Source organism: Pseudomonas sp. R38(2017) (assembly GCF_002112395.1).
Taxonomy (GTDB): Bacteria; Pseudomonadota; Gammaproteobacteria; order Pseudomonadales; family Pseudomonadaceae; genus Aquipseudomonas.
Map to the genome: position 1 here is coordinate 455,411 of NZ_NEHN01000005.1, position 16,303 is coordinate 471,713.

Below are 16,303 nucleotides of genomic sequence, written 5' to 3' on the forward strand. Positions count from 1 at the left end.
CTTTTTACCCTTCTCAGTAACCCAAAGACAACCCGGTGTTGCGCCGTGGATCGTTGGCGCCGTAGAAGCGATTCTTGCCGACCGGTTTACCGCCCAGCGACGGTGCTCCGACCAGAATCGCCGCGATATGGTTGGCGTCCTGCGGACCCGCGAACTTATGACCCCAGCTCTCGAGAATTTTCTTCGTGTCGGGGCTGGCGGCGTAGTCCTCGAGGTTGGTTTGTTCCGGCATCCACTGCTGGTGGAAGCGCGGCGCATCGACCGCTTCCTGCAGGCCCATGCCGTAGTCGATGACGTTGAGCATGGTCAGCAGCGTCGCGGTGATGATGCGACTGCCGCCCGGCGTGCCGACTACCATCACCACTTTGCCGTCCTTGGTCACGATGGTCGGGCTCATCGACGACAGCGGCGCCTTGCCGGGCGCGATGGCGTTGGCTTCCCCCTGAACCAGGCCGTACATGTTCGGCACGCCCACTTTCGATGTGAAGTCGTCCATTTCATCGTTGAGGATCACCCCGGTCTTGCTCGCCATCACACCCGCACCGAACCAGTCGTTGAGGGTGTAAGTGACGGACACCGCGTTGCCCCATTTGTCGACGATCGAGTAGTGCGTGGTGTTGCTGCCTTCATGAGGCGCAACGCCAGGTTTCAGCTCGGCGGAGACACCGGCTTTCTGCGGCTGTATCGCGTTGCGCAGTTTGGTGGCGTAGTTCTTGTCCAGCAGGTGCTCGATCGGGTTTTTCACGAAATCCGGGTCGCCCAGATAGCTGTTGCGATCCACGTAGGCGTGGCGCATCGCCTCGATCTGGTAGTGCATGCCCTGGGCCGAATGGAAACCCAGATCCTTCATCGGATAACCTTCGAGGATGTTCATGATCTGGCAGATCACCACCCCGCCAGAGCTTGGCGGCGGCGCCGATACCACGTGGTAACCGCGATAGTCGCACTCCACCGGGGCCAGTTCGCGAGTCTTGTATTTGTCGAGGTCGGCCTGGGTGATGATGCCCTTGTTGGCCTGGCTGGAGGTGACGATGGCGTCGGCTACCCAGCCTTTATAGAAACCATCGGCGCCTTTCTCGGAAATGGTACGCAGGGTCTTGCCCAGATCCTTCTGCACCAGTTTCTGCCCGACCTGCATCGGCTCGCCGTTGTGGAGGAAGATCGAGCCGGAATCTTTCATGTCCTTCTTGAACACGTCGGTGGCGTAGTCCAGCAAATCGACGTCGCCCTGCTCCAGTTCGAAACCTTCTTCCGCCAATTTGATGGCCGGCGCGATCATGTCCTTGCGCGGCTTGGTGCCGTACTTGGTCAGCGCCAGTTCCATGCCGGACACGGTGCCCGGGACACCAACAGCGAGGTGGCCACGGGTACTCAGATCAGGAATGACGTTGCCCTGCTTGTCTAGGTACATGTCGGCGGTTGCGGCCAGTGGGGCCTTTTCCCGGAAGTCGAGGAAGGTCTTGCGTCCGTCCGCCAGTTGAATGGTCATGAAACCACCACCACCGAGGTTGCCCGCCGCCGGGTAAACCACCGCCAGTGCGTAGCCCACGGCGACCGCCGCATCCACCGCGTTGCCGCCACTTTTCAAGACGTCGACACCCACGTGGGTCGCCAGGTGCTGGGCGGTGACCACCATGCCGTTTTCGGCGGCGACCGGGGCAACCGAGGCGGCGTGGGCCATGAGGCAGCTGAGCGCCAATGAGGTCGCAATCAGCGATTTGGCAAAAGGTTCGTACTTCATGAGTCGGTCTCTTCTTTTTATAAGGTAGGAAAGCGCTTCAAGAGCAACAGCCAGTATGGTCGTGATTGCGGTTTGCGCCTCCCCGATCCGGCAGTATGCTGGGCGCCGTTGCCGACCCGACCCGGAGTTTTCCCCATGGCCTACACGTTCATCACCCTGCCCTCGCCCGTCGGCGAGTTGAAGCTGGTCGCGAACGGTTCACGACTGGCCGCCATCCTCTGGGAAAACGACAAACCGGACCGGGTGCGCCTCGGGCCGATGACCGAAGCACCGGACAACCCGGTGTTGATGAAAACCGCGCGACAGCTGGAAGAATATTTTGCCGGAACGCGAAACGCGTTCGATCTGGAGCTGGACTTTGCCGGCACCGAGTTCCAGAAAAAGGTCTGGGCCGCATTACTCACCATTCCGTTCGGCGAGACCCGCACCTACAGCCAGATTGCCGAACAGATCGGCCATCCCAGCGCGGTACGTGCCGTCGGCGCGGCGAACGGCAGAAACCCGATTTCTATCATCGCACCCTGTCACCGGGTGATTGGGGCTTCGGGAAAGCTGACCGGGTTTGCCGGAGGTCTTGAAGCCAAGGAGCGCTTGCTGACACTGGAAGGTGGCCAGTGGTCAGACATCGGCAAAACCGGCGAGCTGTTTTAAGCGTCGAAAAAGTTATTCATCGCCGCGTACTGCAACAGCATGATGGTCTTGGCATCGCAGATCTCGCCACGATGAAACGCTGCCAGTGCGTCGTCGAAGCGCCAATCCAGAACCTCCAGTTCCTCGGTTTCCTCCTCCAGGCCACCACCGTCGCTGACCTTTGACGCCGCGTCGTATTCGGCAACGAAGAAGTGCAGCTTCTCGGTCACCGAGCCCGGACTCATGTACGCCTCGAAGACTTTCTTCACATCGTGCACGCGATAACCGGTTTCTTCCTCGGCTTCGTCACGGATGCGCTGCTCCGGTGCCGCGCCTTCCAGCAGTCCGGCAGCCACTTCGATCAGCAGACCGTCATGGCCGTTGACGAACACCGGCAGGCGGAACTGGCGAGTCAGCACCACCGTGCGTTTTTCGCGATTGAACAACAGAATCGCCGCACCATTGCCGCGGTCGTAGACTTCGCGGGTCTGACGTTGCCATTCACCGTTGTTGCGCAGGTAGTCGAAGGTGATTTTCTTCAGCAGATACCAGTCGTGGGACAACACCTGAGTGTCGACGATGTTGATCCGCTCGGCGGTGTTGGGCATGACGCTTCATCCTTTGTCTTGACCGGAAAAGCCCCATGTTAGGCGAAAAAAAGCCCGGCAGCGCTACCGGGCTTTTTCATTCGATTACCGCTGACGGGCCATGTCGGCCATTGCGACATCTGGCACCTGCGTGGCTGCCGCCACGCCGTTGATCAGCGGTCCATAACGCCGGCTGAACTCCCAGTTGTACGGCACACGATCCTTGCTGGTGCCGTTGTCCCAGTTCACCGACCAGGTCATCAGGCCCTTGATCGGGTGCCCTTTGACCGCCAGGCGTTTCATCGCGTTGCCGACCGCATTCTTGTCGATCACATAACCGGTGGCGGCAGCGTCAACGTTGGCAGGCAGGCCGATGACAAACTTGTCCGCAGGGATCTTCGTGAACCCGCGCGTGCCGGTCACCAGACTTTCGGTCAGGTAGTAGAGGAAGTCCTCTTTCATCGCATCGTTGTTTTGCGCGATCCAGGCTCCGTTGCCATTGTTGGCCTCCGGCACCCAAACACCGTCACCGCCCTGGTTGTAGAACTGCGGCGCGATGAAGTCGTAGTAGCCTTCCAGTGCCTGCAGGTAACCGACGTATTTGCCGGAGGTGGTCAGGTATGGAAACTCCGGCGCCATGCTGATGATGAAATGCTTGCCCTGGCCTGCGTAGTGATCCTTGACCAGTTTCAGGGCGGCCGGCAGCACGGTCTTGTTGGCAGCGAAATCAATCGCGCTCTGTTCAAGATCGATGTCCAGCCCGTCGAAGCCGTAGGTTTCCACCAGACGGATGATTTCGTTGGCCAACGGCTGCTCCTGCCCGGCACGCAACTCGATGTGCGCATCGGCGCCGCCGAGGGAAATCAGTACTGCCCGGCCCTGACTGTTGAGTACGCCAACCTGACGGCGGAACTCGGCATCGGAGACGTTATAGGGCTTGAAAGTCGGAATCCCGCTGCCCTTCATGAACGCCACCGCGACCACGTTGTAGTCCTTGGGCACGTTTTCCAGGGCTATATTGGCGAACTGACCGCGCTGATAGCCATCGCTCGGGCCGGCCGGCCAGTTGTGCCAGAAGCCCATGAGGATCTTCTTGCCGGCGATACTCGGCATCAGCGAAGCCGCGTCGCTCGCCTGGTTTTGCAATAGGGTGAAGTCGATATTTGACATGTTCTAATCCTTCAGAACGTGTAGATGGGTGTTACGGACTTATTTGAAGTCCACATCGAAGGCCTGATAGAAGGCGTTGCCGGTGTTGGCGACGATCCACATCAGGACAACAACGTGATGCCCCTGCTTGTTGGCCGGAAGTTTCACCGCGTGATTGACCTTGGCCTTCAGCTCCGCCGAATGACTGTAGTACGGCACTTGCGGATAGAAGTCCTCGGCGAACGGTTTTGCTTCCAGTTGCGCGCGGGTGATGCGTTGTTTCGGGTCCCAGCCATCCTTGGTGATCAGCCAGCGGTAACCGCGAGTGGTGTGCGGCGCGGTGTATTCCCATTTGACCTCAAGGGTCTGGCCAGGGGTGACGTTGAGCAGCGGCCAGGTGAACGGGCGACCAAGCTTCTTGCTCATTTCCTCGTCGGTGAAGTTCACACAGTCACGGGCGTCGTCCTTGCCGCCGCTGAGAATGTGACCATCGGCCGGAGGCACGACACTCGGGTTGTCCGACTCGAAAGGCGCCGGGAACGGGCCGGCCACCAGTGCCGGGAAGTTCTTGCCGCCTTCCATCTCGTTGACCTGCCAGCCGCCGAGCAATCCTTGCTCGATGGCCACCGCACCGCGGCTTGCAGGGGAAATGACGCGACCGTGTCGCACTTGGGTTTGAGCGTGTGGTTGGTTCATGTTTTTCACTCCGTTGATTTAAGAACTCTCCTTTCCGGGGAGAGGCCTTCAAGCTAACGGAGGGGGATTTTTTGTCCATCGGCGGTTTTGTCGCAGCCTGTCGTGGTGAAACCCGTAAAACTCCGAAAATACTGGATATAAATACAGTGCATTGCGACGACGCTCACCCAACACATGGCAAAAAGCCTACACGGCGTCATTACAAAAACCTGCATTCAAGCACTCAGGGAAGCTGCGCCTTGAATTCCTTTTCATACTGCCCGGCAAGCTGTTCTTTCTGCTTATCGTCGAGCAACTTGCCGGCCATCTGAAAGAACTTCTGCTCCTCTTCCTTCAAGTGGTGATGGACCTTGTCCGAGAGCTTTTTCGCTGTGGCCAGCCAGGCCGGGCTGGACATTTCGGTCTCGTCGAGCTCCTCCATCATTTCGTCCATTTCATGGTGTTCGGCGATGGCGTGGCGGCTGAGGTCGACGCCGTTGTCGAACTCCATCAACGGGATGTAGAAGTGGCGCTCTTCGGCTGTCTCGTGGGCTTGCAGCTCGGCCTTCAGTTGCTTGTAGGCTTCGACGCGCTCCGGGGTGTCGCCGCTGGTCTTGATCAGGGTCCTGGCGTAGCCGCGTTGACGATCGTGGCTCTCGCGAAGGGCTTCGAAAATGTTCATGGACTCTCCCAGGCAAACGCATTCGGAATGAACGCCTTCAAGGGCTAGACCCCGGCGCGGGAGCAACGGTTCCGGGCGATTGCCTCAATCGACTGCCGCACGATAGGCTGCGGGTTCATCACTACAAGGAAGACAACATGACGTTGCGGATCGAGCTGTCACAGGACCCCACCGAAGAACAGCGCGCAGCCATCCTCGCGCCCCTGCGAGCCTATAACATCGCCAAGGCAGGGCCTTCGCTGTACGAGCCGGTCGCGCTGCTGGTGCGCGACGATAACGACGCAATCCTCGGTGGCCTTTATGGGCACACATTCTATCGGTGGCTGTTCATCGAGTTGCTGGCCGTGCCGGAAGAAGGCCGGGGCCAGGGTATCGGCTCGAAACTGATGCAGATGGTCGAGGAATTTGCGCGAGAAAAAGACTGCGTGGGAATCTGGCTCGACACCTTTGAGTTTCAGGCGCCCGGATTCTACAAGAAGCTTGGCTATGTCGAGTGTGGCGAGATCAAAGATTATCCGCTGGGGCACAAGCGGCACTTTTTCCAGAAACGCTTGATTGATTGAGTTCAGCGTCCCCCTCGCCAGCAAACTGGCGAGGGTCGCAGACATTTCAGCGCATTCAACCGCTCGTTACAGACAGGTCGCCAACGCCGCCAACCGGCGCTTGGCGACAAAGTCGTCCTTCTGCGCGTAATAGTTCAGCACCGTGCCCGACGCCTCAGTGGTCAAGTCGACGAACGACTCCGCCGAACGGGTATAAACCGTCGAGCCGCCCTTCTTGCCCGGTTGCAGATAGGCCGCCGCATCCACGCCGAACACCGCTTCGTCCTGCCAGGCGAATTGCACACACTGGGCCACAACTTTCTCGGGTTTGTCCGAGTTCAGGACTTTGTAAGGGGTTTGCGTGCGGGCGTCTTCCATCACCGAACCCGCGCAACCGGCCAGCAGGGTTGCCGCCAGTGCCACCATCAGCATTCGCATTGCATTCGCTCATTCGGAAAAAAGCGGACTGTATCACCGCAACGCGCAAAATCGTTCTGCTTTACTGCATTTAGCGCGCGACACCCGCCGACAGCTGCGGCACATTAAGGTCATCAGCCCTACAAGGAAGCCCCATGGCGCCTACCGACCAGCGACATGAACATGCCCTCAAACTGTTTCTCGACGCACGCCCCGAGCTACGAGAAACCCTCGACCATCTCAATCCGTTACTGGCCCAGGCCAAAGGCGAAACTCCGGCGCAGTACCGCGAGGAGCGTCTGCACGAGGCCTTTGAAGCCGAGGCCGAAAGCCAGGGTTTGTTCGCCTGGGAACTGACGCTGCAACTGACTGCAGCCACACCCGAGGAGTATCAGGCGCAACGCCTGGAAGTGCACCGCGAGGTGGCGGAGATGGCCGGGATGGAATGGTTGGAATATTGCGACCTTTATGGCATAGAACCCTGACCTCTACGCAAGGACATCCGCGCCAATGCTGCCAACTGCCTCGACTCACCGCGCCAGCCCCGGCCACTTGCATACACAGAAATGGCGCGGTCGCATAGGGCTGGCAATGGTCGCCGCGCTTTCGGTGCTGGCGGGGATGACCGATGCCATCGGCTTCATGGCCAGTGGCGACTTCGTTTCATTCATGAGCGGAAATACCACACGGCTGGCGGTGGCGATCAGTGATGGCGATGTGAGCCTGACGCTGCGGCTGGTGATCCTGGTCGCCACGTTCATCCTGGGCAACGCCCTCGGCGTGGTGATCGGTCGCTTGGGCGGGCGCCGCGCACTGCCCTTGCTGCTGTGCATCGCGACGCTGCTCTGCGGGGCCGCCGCCTGGCCGTCCGAGGTACAACTGCCGGCACTGCTGGCGGCGATCATCGCCATGGGCATGCTCAATGCGGCGGTGGAGGAAGTGAACGGTCTTGCGGTCGGGCTGACCTATGTCACCGGTGCACTTTCACGGTTCGGTCGCGGTCTGGGTCGCTGGATAATGGGCGAGCGACGCAATGGCTGGCGCGTGCAGCTGGTGCCGTGGAGCGGCATGTTCATCGGCGCCATCCTCGGTGCCGTGCTGGAGCATCATCTGGGGCTCAAAGCGCTGTACGCCAGCGGCTTGCTGGCTGCGCTGATCGGCCTGGTCTCGTTGAAAATCCCCCGGCGCTGGCAGTTGGGTTACATGCCGCGCTGAAGTCTGCGGCAACATCCGCTTCGCCGCCCCGTCGAGAAAGCTTTATCATGGCCGCAGTTTTGCTGATCGAGTCCGTCATGAAGTTCGCCATTGCGTTGTTTTCCGCCGCCCATGCCCCCTCCTCGCGCCGCGCCCTGCTGTTCGCGCAAGCTGCGCTGGCCGGTGGGCATGAAATTGTTCGGCTGTTTTTCTATCAGGATGGCGTCTACAACGCGTCCGACGCCGTGGTCACGCCGCAGGACGAACTGGACCTGCCCAAGCAGTGGCGCAACTTCATCGCCGAACAAAACCTCGACGGTGTGGTGTGCATCGCCGCAGCTCTGCGTCGTGGCGTGTTGAATGCCGAGGAAGCCGGGCGTTATCAGCGTGATGCCGTGGCCGTCAGCGCGCCGTGGGAATTGTCCGGCCTCGGCCAGTTGCATGATGCGGTGCAAGACGCCGACCGTCTGATCTGCTTCGGAGGCGCATGACATGGCCAAATCCCTCCTCATCATCAGCCGTCAATCGCCATGGTCCGGCCCCGGCGCCCGCGAAGCGCTGGACATCGTGTTGGCCGGCGGTGCCTTCGATCTGCCGATCGGTTTGCTGTTTCTCGACGACGGTGTGTTGCAACTGGCTGCCGGGCAGAACGCCAAGGCCCTGCAACAGAAAGACCTGAGCGCCAATCTGCAAGCGTTGCCGATGTTCGGCGTCGAAGAGCTGTTCTACTGCGCCGACAGCGCCAATGCCCGCGGCCTCGGCGATCGTTCGCTGGATGAAGCGCAGCCTTTGGCCGCCGAGCAAATCACCGCCCTTATTGACCGTTACGACCAGGTGATCACCCTCTGATGTCGACTTTGCATGTGTTGTCTCATTCCCCGTTCGGTGACGAACGCCTGACCAGTTGCCTGCGTCTGCTCGGTTCTGCCGATGCACTGTTGCTGTCTGGCGATGCCGTTTATGCGCTACAACCCGGCACCGCACCGTTCAGTTCATTGGAAACCCGTCGGGTGAAACTGTTCGTGCTGGCCGAAGACGCGCAAGCCCGTGCCGTGCAGGTTCCGGAATGGGCCGAAGCCATCGATTACCCGGCCTTCGTCGAACTGTCGATCCTCCACGACAAGGTCAACAGCTGGCTATGAATGCGCTGACTGTCGGCGCCCGCGCCATCGAACTGGACAAGGACGGCTTCTTGGTCGACCTGAACGACTGGTCGGCCGAAGTCGCCAGCGCCCTCGCTGCTGCCGAAGACATCGAACTGAGCGCCGAACACTGGGAAGTCCTCGAACTGCTGCGCAGCTTCTACGCCGAATTCCAGTTGTCACCGGCCACCCGGCCGCTGATCAAGTACACCGCGCTCAAGCTCGGCGCAGAGAAAGGCAACAGCCTGCACCTGAACCGACTGTTCAAAGGCACCCCTGCCAAACTCGCCGCGAAACTGGCGGGCCTGCCCAAACCGACGAATTGCCTATGACCGACTATCCAGCGCTGACCCTCGAAACGCCCGCCGAGCATCCGTTCGCCCAATTCGTGCGCATCCTCGGTAAGGGCAAGCGCGGCGCCCGTGACCTGACCCGCGAGGAAGCAAGGGAAGCCATGGGCATGGTGCTCGACGAAGCCGTCGAAGAAACCCAACTCGGCGCCTTCCTGATGTTGCTGCGGCACAAGGAAGAAAGCGCCGAGGAAATGGCCGGTTTCACCGAGGCCCTGCGCGAACGTCTGCAGGCGCCGGCGCTGAACGTGGATCTGGACTGGCCGACCTACGCTGGCAAGAAGCGTCACCTGCCGTGGTATCTGCTGGCGGCCAAGTGCCTGGCGCAGAACGGCGTGCGCATCTTCATGCACGGCGGCGGCGCACACACTGCCGGGCGTTTGTATTCCGAACAGTTGCTCGGCGAGCTGAACATCCCGCTGTGCCGCAACTGGCAACAAGTCGGCGCGGCGCTGGATAACGGTGGCCTGGCCTTCATGCCGCTGGTCGACTGGGCACCGCAGTTGCAACGGATGATCGACCTGCGCAACACCCTCGGTTTGCGCTCGCCGATCCACTCGCTGGCACGGATTCTCAATCCGTTGGGCGCGCGTTGCGGTTTGCAGAGCATTTTCCACCCCGGCTACCAAGCGGTGCACCGCGATGCCAGCGGTCTGCTCGGCGATACGGCGATCGTGATCAAGGGCGACGGCGGCGAAATCGAGATCAACCCGGATGCCGACAGCCACTTGTACGGCACCACCGGCGGCGAGAGCTGGGACGAGGAATGGCCGCAGTTGTCGGCGCAGCGTCACGTCAAACCGGCGTTGCTGGATATCGAGCATTTGAAGGCTGTCTGGCGCGGCGATGTGGTCGACAGCTACCCGCAAATGGCGCTGATTTCGACCATGGCGTTGGCGTTGCGCGGCCTCGGCCAGAGCCGTGAACAGGCTTTCGAAATCGCCGAGCAATACTGGGCTGCACGGAACAAATCGATTTAACCGATCATTCACGCCCGATCTTTGCGCTTTTTGTTCGAACTCATCGGAATAGACTCCACTCCAACGATTATTGGTTTCTGGAGTCTTGATCATGGGTTTACTCGTCGACGGCCGCTGGCAGGACAAGTGGTACGAAAGCAGCAAGGACGGCGCGTTCCAGCGCGAACAGGCGCAGCGCCGTAACTGGGTCACTCGCAACGGCGAGCCTGGCCCGAGCGGCGAAGGCGGTTTTGCCGCCGAAGCCGGGCGTTACCACCTTTATGTCTCCCTCGCCTGTCCGTGGGCGCATCGCACACTGATTCTGCGCAAGCTCAAGGGCCTGGAAAGCCTGATCGACGTTTCAGTCGTCAGCTGGCTGATGCTGGAAAACGGCTGGACCTTCGACCAGAACCTCGGCTCGACCGGCGACAAACTCGATCACTTTGACTTCATGCACCAGCGCTACACCGCTGACACCGCCGACTACACCGGCCGCGTCACCGTACCGGTGCTGTGGGACAAGAAACTCAAGCGCATCGTCAGCAACGAATCGGCGGAAATCATCCGCATGTTCAACAGCGCCTTCGATGATTTGACCGGCAACGATCTGGACTTCTATCCGGCGCCGTTGCGCAGCGAGATTGATGCGTTGAACGAGCGAATCTATCCCGCCGTGAACAACGGCGTATACCGCGCCGGGTTTGCCACTTCGCAGCAGGCCTATGAAGATGCGTTCGATGATGTGTTTGCCGAACTGGATCACCTGGAACAGGTGCTGGGCGCCAACCGTTATCTGACAGGGGAATACCTGACTGAGGCGGATGTACGGTTGTTCACCACGCTGATTCGTTTCGACGCGGTGTATCACGGGCATTTCAAATGCAATCTGCGGCGGATCAGCGATTATTCGAACCTGTCGAACTGGCTGCGTGAGATGTACCAGTGGCCGGGCATTGCCGAGACCGTGAATTTCCAGCACATCAAGAACCACTACTACGGCAGCCACAAGACCATCAACCCGACCGGGATTGTGCCGAAGGGGCCGAAGCAGGATTTCAATGTGGCCCATGACCGGAACCGGTTGGGCGGGAAAGGGGTTTGGCGCAGAGGTTGAGAACCAGATCGTTCCCACAGCGTGGGAACGATCCCTTCAGAGTCGTCAGATTTGACCCTGAGCGCCCTCGAACCACGCCAGTTTCTCGCGCAGTTGCACCACTTCGCCGACGATCACCAGCGTCGGAGCATGCACTTCATGCTCCGCCACCAGGCGCGGCAGATCGGCCAGTGTGCCGGTAAAGACTCGCTGATTGACCGTAGTGCCCTGCTGGATCAGCGCTGCCGGGGTATCGGCTGCGCGACCATGCTTGATCAATTGCTCGCAAATGATCGGCAACCCCACCAGACCCATGTAGAACACCAACGTTTGCGCCGGCGCGACAAGGTCGGCCCACGGCAGATCGGTGGAACCATCCTTCAAGTGCCCGGTAACGAAACGCACCGACTGCGCGTAATCGCGATGGGTCAGCGGTATCCCGGCATACGCCGCACAACCGCTGGCCGCCGTGATGCCCGGCACCACCTGGAACGGGATGCCATGGGCCGCCAGCTCCTCGATCTCTTCGCCGCCACGGCCGAAGATGAACGGATCCCCGCCCTTCAACCGCACCACGCGCTTGCCAGCCTTGGCCAGGTCTACCAGCTGCTGGTTGATCTGATCCTGCGGCACAGCGTGATCGGCGCGACGCTTGCCGACGTAGACACGCTCGGCATCACGACGGCAAAGCTCAAGAATCGCCGGTGCCACCAAGCGGTCGTACAGCACCACATCGGCTTGCTGCATCAGACGCAAGGCGCGGAAGGTCAGCAGATCCGGATCGCCCGGCCCTGCGCCGACCAGATACACCTCGCCAGTGGTAACACTCGCTTCGCCGTCGATTTTCGCCTGCAATAGACGCTCCGCCTCGGCGCCCTGCCCGGCCAGTTGCCGATCTGCAATCGGCCCCTGGAATACGTCTTCCCAAAAACCGCGACGTTGCTGCACATCCGGGAACAGACCTTTGACCTGATCGCGGAACCGCGCAGCCAGACCGGCCAGATGACCGTAGGTCGAAGGAATCCAGGTTTCGATCTTGGCGCGGATCAGCCGGGCCAGCACTGGCGCATCGCCGCCGCTGGAGACCGCAATGATCAGCGGTGAACGGTCGACGATCGCCGGGAAAATCACGCTGCACAGCGCTGGCGCATCGACCACATTGACCGGCACGCAACGCCGATGGGCATCGGCGGAGACTTGCGCGTTCAAGGCTTCATCGTCGGTGGCGGCAATGATCAGCCCGCAACCGTCCAGATCCGCTTCGGCGTAACCACGCAACCGGCATTCACCACCGCTAGTGGCAACCAGTTCGCGCAGTTGCGCCTCGATTTCAGGTGCGACCACCCGCAGCAGCGCACCGGCATCTGCCAGCAGGCGGGATTTGCGCAAAGCAATTTCCCCCCCACCGACAACCAACACACGACTGCCGCGCAGGTTGTGAAACAGCGGCAGATATTTCATTTAGCCGATGACCTCGAGGCCACCCATGTACGGCTTCAGCACGTCCGGTACGCGGATCGAACCGTCGGCCTGCTGGTAGTTTTCCAACACCGCAACCAAAGTACGACCGACCGCCAGACCGGAACCGTTCAGGGTGTGCACCAGCTCAGGCTTGCCGGTTTCCGGGTTGCGGAAACGCGCCTGCATGCGGCGGGCCTGGAAATCGCCGCAGTTGGAGCACGACGAAATTTCACGGTACTTGTCCTGGCTCGGGATCCACACTTCCAGGTCGTAAGTCTTGACCGCGCTGAAGCCCATGTCGCCGGTGCACAGCGCCAGAGTACGGTAAGGCAGACCCAGCAGTTGCAGGACTTTCTCGGCGTTGGCGGTCAGGCTTTCCAGCGCGTCCATCGACGTCGACGGCTCGACGATCTGCACCATCTCGACCTTGTCGAACTGGTGCTGGCGAATCATGCCGCGGGTGTCACGACCCGACGCGCCGGCTTCGCTGCGGAAGCACGGGGTGTGGGCGACGAACTTGATCGGCAGCTGTTTCGAATCGATGATTTCGCCGGCCACGATGTTGGTCAGCGACACTTCGGCGGTCGGGATCAAGTACAGATCGGCTTCGCCTTCACGGGCGATCTTGAACAGGTCTTCTTCGAACTTCGGCAACTGACCGGTGCCTTGCAGCGCAGGAGCCTGAACCAGATAAGGCGTGTAGGCCTCTTCATAGCCGTGCTCGGTGACGTGCAGGTTGATCATGAACTGCGCGAGTGCGCGGTGCAGGCGGGCAATCGGGCCGCGCAGCAGGGCGAAACGGGCGCCGGACAGCTTGGCGGCGGTTTCGAAGTCGAGCCAGCCGAACTTCTCGCCCAGGGCCACGTGGTCCTGAACCGGGAAATCGAAAGCAGTCGGAGTACCCCAACGGCGGACTTCGACGTTGCCGTCTTCGTCTTCGCCGACCGGTACCGATTCGTGCGGCAGGTTCGGGATGCCCAGCAGGATCGAGTCCAGTTCGGTCTGGATCGCGTCCAGCTCGATTTTACCGGCGCTCAGTTCGCTCGCCATGCGCTCGACGTCCGCCATCAGCGGCGCGATGTCTTCGCCGCGCTGCTTGGCCTGACCGATGGATTTGGAACGCGCGTTACGCTCAGCCTGCAGTGCTTCGGTGCGGGTCTGGACGGTCTTGCGCTGTTCTTCCAGCGCTTCGATGCGCGCGACATCCAGGGCAAAGCCACGGGAAGCCAGGCGGTCCGCTACGTCCTGGAGGTTGCTACGTAACAGTTTGGAATCGAGCATGTCGGTTTCTCGTTATCAAAGTTTGGTCAGGGACAGGCCGGCCCACGTCGCGAGCAGCCCGCCGAATACGCTGATGGCCGCATAGCCCAGGGCCAGCGGCACTTGCCCGCTTTCCAGCAGACGCACCGTATCCAGTGAAAAGGATGAAAAAGTCGTCAGCCCCCCGAGGAAGCCGACCATCAACCCGGCACGCACCTCGATGGGCACTTCCGGGCGTATCAAAAACAGGCCGTACAACACGCCGATCAACAGGCAGCCCACGATATTAACGGCCAGCGTCGCGGTATAGAAGTGCCGCGGCCAATTGGCGTTGACCCAATTGCCGGTGGCGAAGCGCAACAAGGTGCCGGCAATCCCGCCGACGGAGACTGCAACGATCAATGGAACCACTATTTTCTCCGCTGCCGGGGGCTTAAACGATCGAGTTGGGCGAGGTGGTTGAGCTTCTCGCCGATCTTCAGTTCCAGACCACGGGGCACCGGTTGGTAGAACGGAATCGGGTCGAGTTCTTCCGGGAAATAGTCTTCGCCGGCCGCATAGGCGTCCGGTTCGTCGTGGGCATAACGATATTCGTCGCCGTAGCCCAATTGTTTCATCAGTTTGGTCGGCGCGTTGCGCAGGTGCAGCGGCACTTCCAGGGAGCCATGTTCGGCGGCGGCGCGCAGCGCGGTCTTGAAGCCCATGTACACCGCGTTGCTTTTCGGCGCACAGGCCAGATAGGTAATGGCCTGAGCCACTGCCAACTCACCTTCCGGGCTGCCGAGACGCTCCTGCACTTCCCACGCGGCCAGGCACAAACTCAGGGCGCGAGGGTCGGCATTGCCGATGTCCTCGCTGGCCATGCGCACCACGCGGCGGGCCAGGTACAGCGGATCGCAGCCGCCATCGATCATCCGCGCGAACCAGTACAGCGCGCCATCAGGATTCGAGCCACGCACCGATTTGTGCAGCGCGGAAATCTGGTCGTAGAACGCTTCGCCGCCCTTGTCGAAACGCCGGCGAGTGTCGCCGAGCAGGCTCTGCAGCAGCTCGGTGCCCATCTCACTGTTGTCTTCGGCCAGGTCCGAGGCGTTTTCAAGCAGGTTGAGCAGGCGCCGGCCATCGCCATCGGCGGCGGACAACAGCATCTGGAAGCCTTCATCGCTGAGGGTCAGATGACGCTTGCCCAAACCACGCTCTTCGGTGAGAGCACGGTGCACCAACTTACGCAACGCCGCTTCGTCGAGGCTCTTGAGTACATAGACCCGCGCCCGCGACAGCAATGCGTTGTTCAATTCGAACGAAGGGTTTTCGGTGGTGGCGCCAATGAAAATCAGCGTGCCGTCTTCAACGTACGGCAGAAACGCATCCTGCTGGGACTTGTTGAAGCGGTGCACTTCATCGACGAACAGGATCGTGCGCCTGCCGTACTGGCCGGCCTGCTGTTTGGCGATCTCCACCGCCTGACGGATCTCCTTTACGCCGGCCAACACGGCCGACACCGTTTCGAAGTGCGCATCCGAGACTTCCGCCAGCAGCCGCGCCAGGGTGGTCTTGCCCACGCCCGGCGGGCCCCAGAAGATCATCGAATGCAGAGCGCCCTGCTCCAGCGCTTCGCGCAGTGGTTTGCCGCGAGCGAGCACGTGTTCCTGACCGACGTACTCATCCAGATTGGTCGCCCGCAAACGGGCGGCTAGTGGCTGGGCAATCGGTGCACTGCGAAACAGATCCATCACGTACCGTTGAAACCTCTGTGTTTATTCCTGGATCACATCGGCACCCTTCGGGATGTCGAACTTGAACTTCGAGGCCGGGACCGCTTCGTTGGCCTTCACCCCGGTGAACAGGATGTTGGTGCGCTGGCCGACACTGTCGATCAGTTGCATGTCATTGACCAGACCGTTACGGAACGACAGGCGCAGGCTGTCGAACAGGGTGTCCTTGGTTTTCGGCTTCAGCGTGAAGTCAATCACGCCGCCAGCTTCCTTGGCGCTGATGTCGAAGCTCTGGCTGATCTTCGACACATCACCGGACAGCAACAGAGCCGGGGTCTGGGTTAGACGCTCGTCCAGTTTCTTGATGGTGGCCTGCTCCAGGTCCGGGTCCCACAGGGTGACCTTCTTGCCGTCGGAGACCATGGTCTGCTCGGCCGGCGCATTGGTGTGCCAGTAGAACAGGCCTGGACGCTGCAGGGTCATGTCGCCGGTGGTTTCCTGCAACTGGGTGCCGCTGCCGTCGAGGGTCAGTTGGGAGAAATTGGCCGTCAGGGTCTTGGATGTTTCGAGCAATTGGGTCAGGCGAGCCACATCCTTGTCATCGGCGTGAGCCGTGAGGGTGGTCAGAGCCAGTACCGGCAGCAACATGCGGATAAGACGCATGGGAGTCCTCTTGAATACGCGTGGGAAAGTGGACGGCGCCTCA

The 16,303-nt window shown here is 60.7% G+C and carries 20 protein-coding genes and 1 pseudogene; 10 read left to right on the top strand and 11 right to left on the bottom strand.

All coding sequences use genetic code 11. The features are described 5' to 3' along the window. Window positions 1-13: 13 nt before the first annotated feature. Window positions 14-1,741 carry a gamma-glutamyltransferase gene (gene ggt / locus CAF87_RS15210; RefSeq protein ID WP_085732122.1) on the bottom strand — a complete coding sequence of 576 codons (1,728 nt, stop codon included), beginning with the start codon at window positions 1,739-1,741 and terminating at the stop codon, window positions 14-16. A gap of 135 nt (window positions 1,742-1,876) precedes the next feature. On the opposite strand from ggt, the gene CAF87_RS15215 reads away from it, so the two are divergent. After that, window positions 1,877-2,392 carry a methylated-DNA--[protein]-cysteine S-methyltransferase gene (locus CAF87_RS15215; RefSeq protein WP_085732123.1) on the top strand — a complete coding sequence of 172 codons (516 nt, stop codon included), beginning with the start codon at window positions 1,877-1,879 and terminating at the stop codon, window positions 2,390-2,392. On the opposite strand, the gene CAF87_RS15220 is transcribed toward CAF87_RS15215, so the two are convergent. The 4 genes and pseudogenes from CAF87_RS15220 to CAF87_RS15235 all read right to left on the bottom strand — a co-directional run bounded on the left by CAF87_RS15220 (window position 2,389) and on the right by CAF87_RS15235 (window position 5,464). Continuing rightward, window positions 2,389-2,979 (bottom strand): NUDIX domain-containing protein, encoded by a 591-nt coding sequence (locus CAF87_RS15220; RefSeq protein ID WP_085732124.1) that lies wholly within the window; start codon window positions 2,977-2,979, stop codon window positions 2,389-2,391. The genes CAF87_RS15215 and CAF87_RS15220 overlap by 4 nt on opposite strands. A gap of 120 nt (window positions 2,980-3,099) precedes the next feature. Continuing rightward, window positions 3,100-4,128 (bottom strand): annotated as a pseudogene (locus tag CAF87_RS15225) (chitinase); the annotation flags it as partial. 39 nt (window positions 4,129-4,167) lie between these two features. After that, the gene (locus tag CAF87_RS15230) at window positions 4,168-4,803 is read right to left on the bottom strand and encodes a lytic polysaccharide monooxygenase auxiliary activity family 9 protein (RefSeq protein ID WP_085732126.1); all 636 of its coding nucleotides are present in this window, start codon (window positions 4,801-4,803) and stop codon (window positions 4,168-4,170) included. A 223-nt stretch (window positions 4,804-5,026) separates the two neighbouring features. After that, window positions 5,027-5,464, bottom strand: a complete 438-nt coding sequence (locus tag CAF87_RS15235; RefSeq protein WP_085732127.1) for a hemerythrin domain-containing protein — start codon at window positions 5,462-5,464, stop codon at window positions 5,027-5,029. Between the two features lie 137 nt (window positions 5,465-5,601). On the opposite strand from CAF87_RS15235, the gene CAF87_RS15240 reads away from it, so the two are divergent. After that, window positions 5,602-6,027: an N-acetyltransferase gene (locus tag CAF87_RS15240; protein ID WP_085712366.1), complete on the top strand. Its 426-nt coding sequence runs from the start codon at window positions 5,602-5,604 to the stop codon at window positions 6,025-6,027. Window positions 6,028-6,093: 66 nt separating this feature from the next. Here CAF87_RS15240 and CAF87_RS15245 read toward each other — a convergent pair whose 3' ends face one another. Continuing rightward, entirely contained in the window at window positions 6,094-6,444 is a 351-nt protein-coding gene (locus CAF87_RS15245) for a hypothetical protein (protein WP_085732128.1), read from the bottom strand. A 134-nt stretch (window positions 6,445-6,578) separates the two neighbouring features. Here CAF87_RS15245 and CAF87_RS15250 point away from each other — a divergent pair, with 134 nt between their 5' ends. The 8 genes from CAF87_RS15250 (at window position 6,579) to CAF87_RS15285 (ending at window position 11,182) form a co-directional block, all read left to right on the top strand. Continuing rightward, window positions 6,579-6,908, top strand: a complete 330-nt coding sequence (locus CAF87_RS15250) for a DUF6388 family protein (RefSeq protein WP_085732129.1) — start codon at window positions 6,579-6,581, stop codon at window positions 6,906-6,908. 25 nt (window positions 6,909-6,933) lie between these two features. After that, the gene (locus tag CAF87_RS15255) at window positions 6,934-7,638 is read left to right on the top strand and encodes a YoaK family protein (RefSeq protein ID WP_085732130.1); all 705 of its coding nucleotides are present in this window, start codon (window positions 6,934-6,936) and stop codon (window positions 7,636-7,638) included. Window positions 7,639-7,715: 77 nt separating this feature from the next. Continuing rightward, window positions 7,716-8,108, top strand: coding sequence for a sulfurtransferase complex subunit TusD (gene tusD / locus CAF87_RS15260; RefSeq protein WP_085732267.1), 393 nt, complete (start codon window positions 7,716-7,718; stop codon window positions 8,106-8,108). A 1-nt stretch (window position 8,109) separates the two neighbouring features. Beyond that, window positions 8,110-8,466, top strand: coding sequence for a sulfurtransferase complex subunit TusC (tusC, locus tag CAF87_RS15265; protein WP_085732131.1), 357 nt, complete (start codon window positions 8,110-8,112; stop codon window positions 8,464-8,466). Continuing rightward, the gene (tusB, locus tag CAF87_RS15270) at window positions 8,466-8,759 is read left to right on the top strand and encodes a sulfurtransferase complex subunit TusB (protein ID WP_085732132.1); all 294 of its coding nucleotides are present in this window, start codon (window positions 8,466-8,468) and stop codon (window positions 8,757-8,759) included. Before tusC ends, tusB begins: the two co-directional genes overlap by 1 nt. Further along, complete coding sequence (locus CAF87_RS15275; RefSeq protein WP_085732133.1) at window positions 8,756-9,091, top strand: TusE/DsrC/DsvC family sulfur relay protein; 336 nt, start codon at window positions 8,756-8,758, stop codon at window positions 9,089-9,091. Before tusB ends, CAF87_RS15275 begins: the two co-directional genes overlap by 4 nt. Beyond that, window positions 9,088-10,089, top strand: coding sequence for a glycosyl transferase family protein (locus CAF87_RS15280; RefSeq protein ID WP_085732134.1), 1,002 nt, complete (start codon window positions 9,088-9,090; stop codon window positions 10,087-10,089). Before CAF87_RS15275 ends, CAF87_RS15280 begins: the two co-directional genes overlap by 4 nt. Before the next feature lie 91 nt (window positions 10,090-10,180). Continuing rightward, complete coding sequence (locus CAF87_RS15285; RefSeq protein WP_085732135.1) at window positions 10,181-11,182, top strand: glutathione S-transferase family protein; 1,002 nt, start codon at window positions 10,181-10,183, stop codon at window positions 11,180-11,182. Between the two features lie 45 nt (window positions 11,183-11,227). On the opposite strand, the gene cysG is transcribed toward CAF87_RS15285, so the two are convergent. From cysG to lolA, 5 genes are read right to left on the bottom strand one after another with little or no spacing between them, the layout of a single operon-like run. Then, the gene (gene cysG / locus CAF87_RS15290; RefSeq protein ID WP_085732136.1) at window positions 11,228-12,622 is read right to left on the bottom strand and encodes a siroheme synthase CysG; all 1,395 of its coding nucleotides are present in this window, start codon (window positions 12,620-12,622) and stop codon (window positions 11,228-11,230) included. Continuing rightward, window positions 12,623-13,903, bottom strand: a complete 1,281-nt coding sequence (gene serS, locus CAF87_RS15295) for a serine--tRNA ligase (protein WP_085732137.1) — start codon at window positions 13,901-13,903, stop codon at window positions 12,623-12,625. Window positions 13,904-13,918: 15 nt separating this feature from the next. Beyond that, window positions 13,919-14,293: a fluoride efflux transporter CrcB gene (gene crcB, locus CAF87_RS15300; protein ID WP_007958188.1), complete on the bottom strand. Its 375-nt coding sequence runs from the start codon at window positions 14,291-14,293 to the stop codon at window positions 13,919-13,921. Then, on the bottom strand, window positions 14,293-15,615 hold the full coding sequence (locus tag CAF87_RS15305) for a replication-associated recombination protein A (RefSeq protein ID WP_085732138.1): 1,323 nt from the start codon (window positions 15,613-15,615) through the stop codon (window positions 14,293-14,295). Before CAF87_RS15305 ends, crcB begins: the two co-directional genes overlap by 1 nt. Before the next feature lie 24 nt (window positions 15,616-15,639). Then, complete coding sequence (gene lolA / locus CAF87_RS15310) at window positions 15,640-16,260, bottom strand: outer membrane lipoprotein chaperone LolA (RefSeq protein ID WP_007958184.1); 621 nt, start codon at window positions 16,258-16,260, stop codon at window positions 15,640-15,642. Window positions 16,261-16,303: the final 43 nt, after the last annotated feature.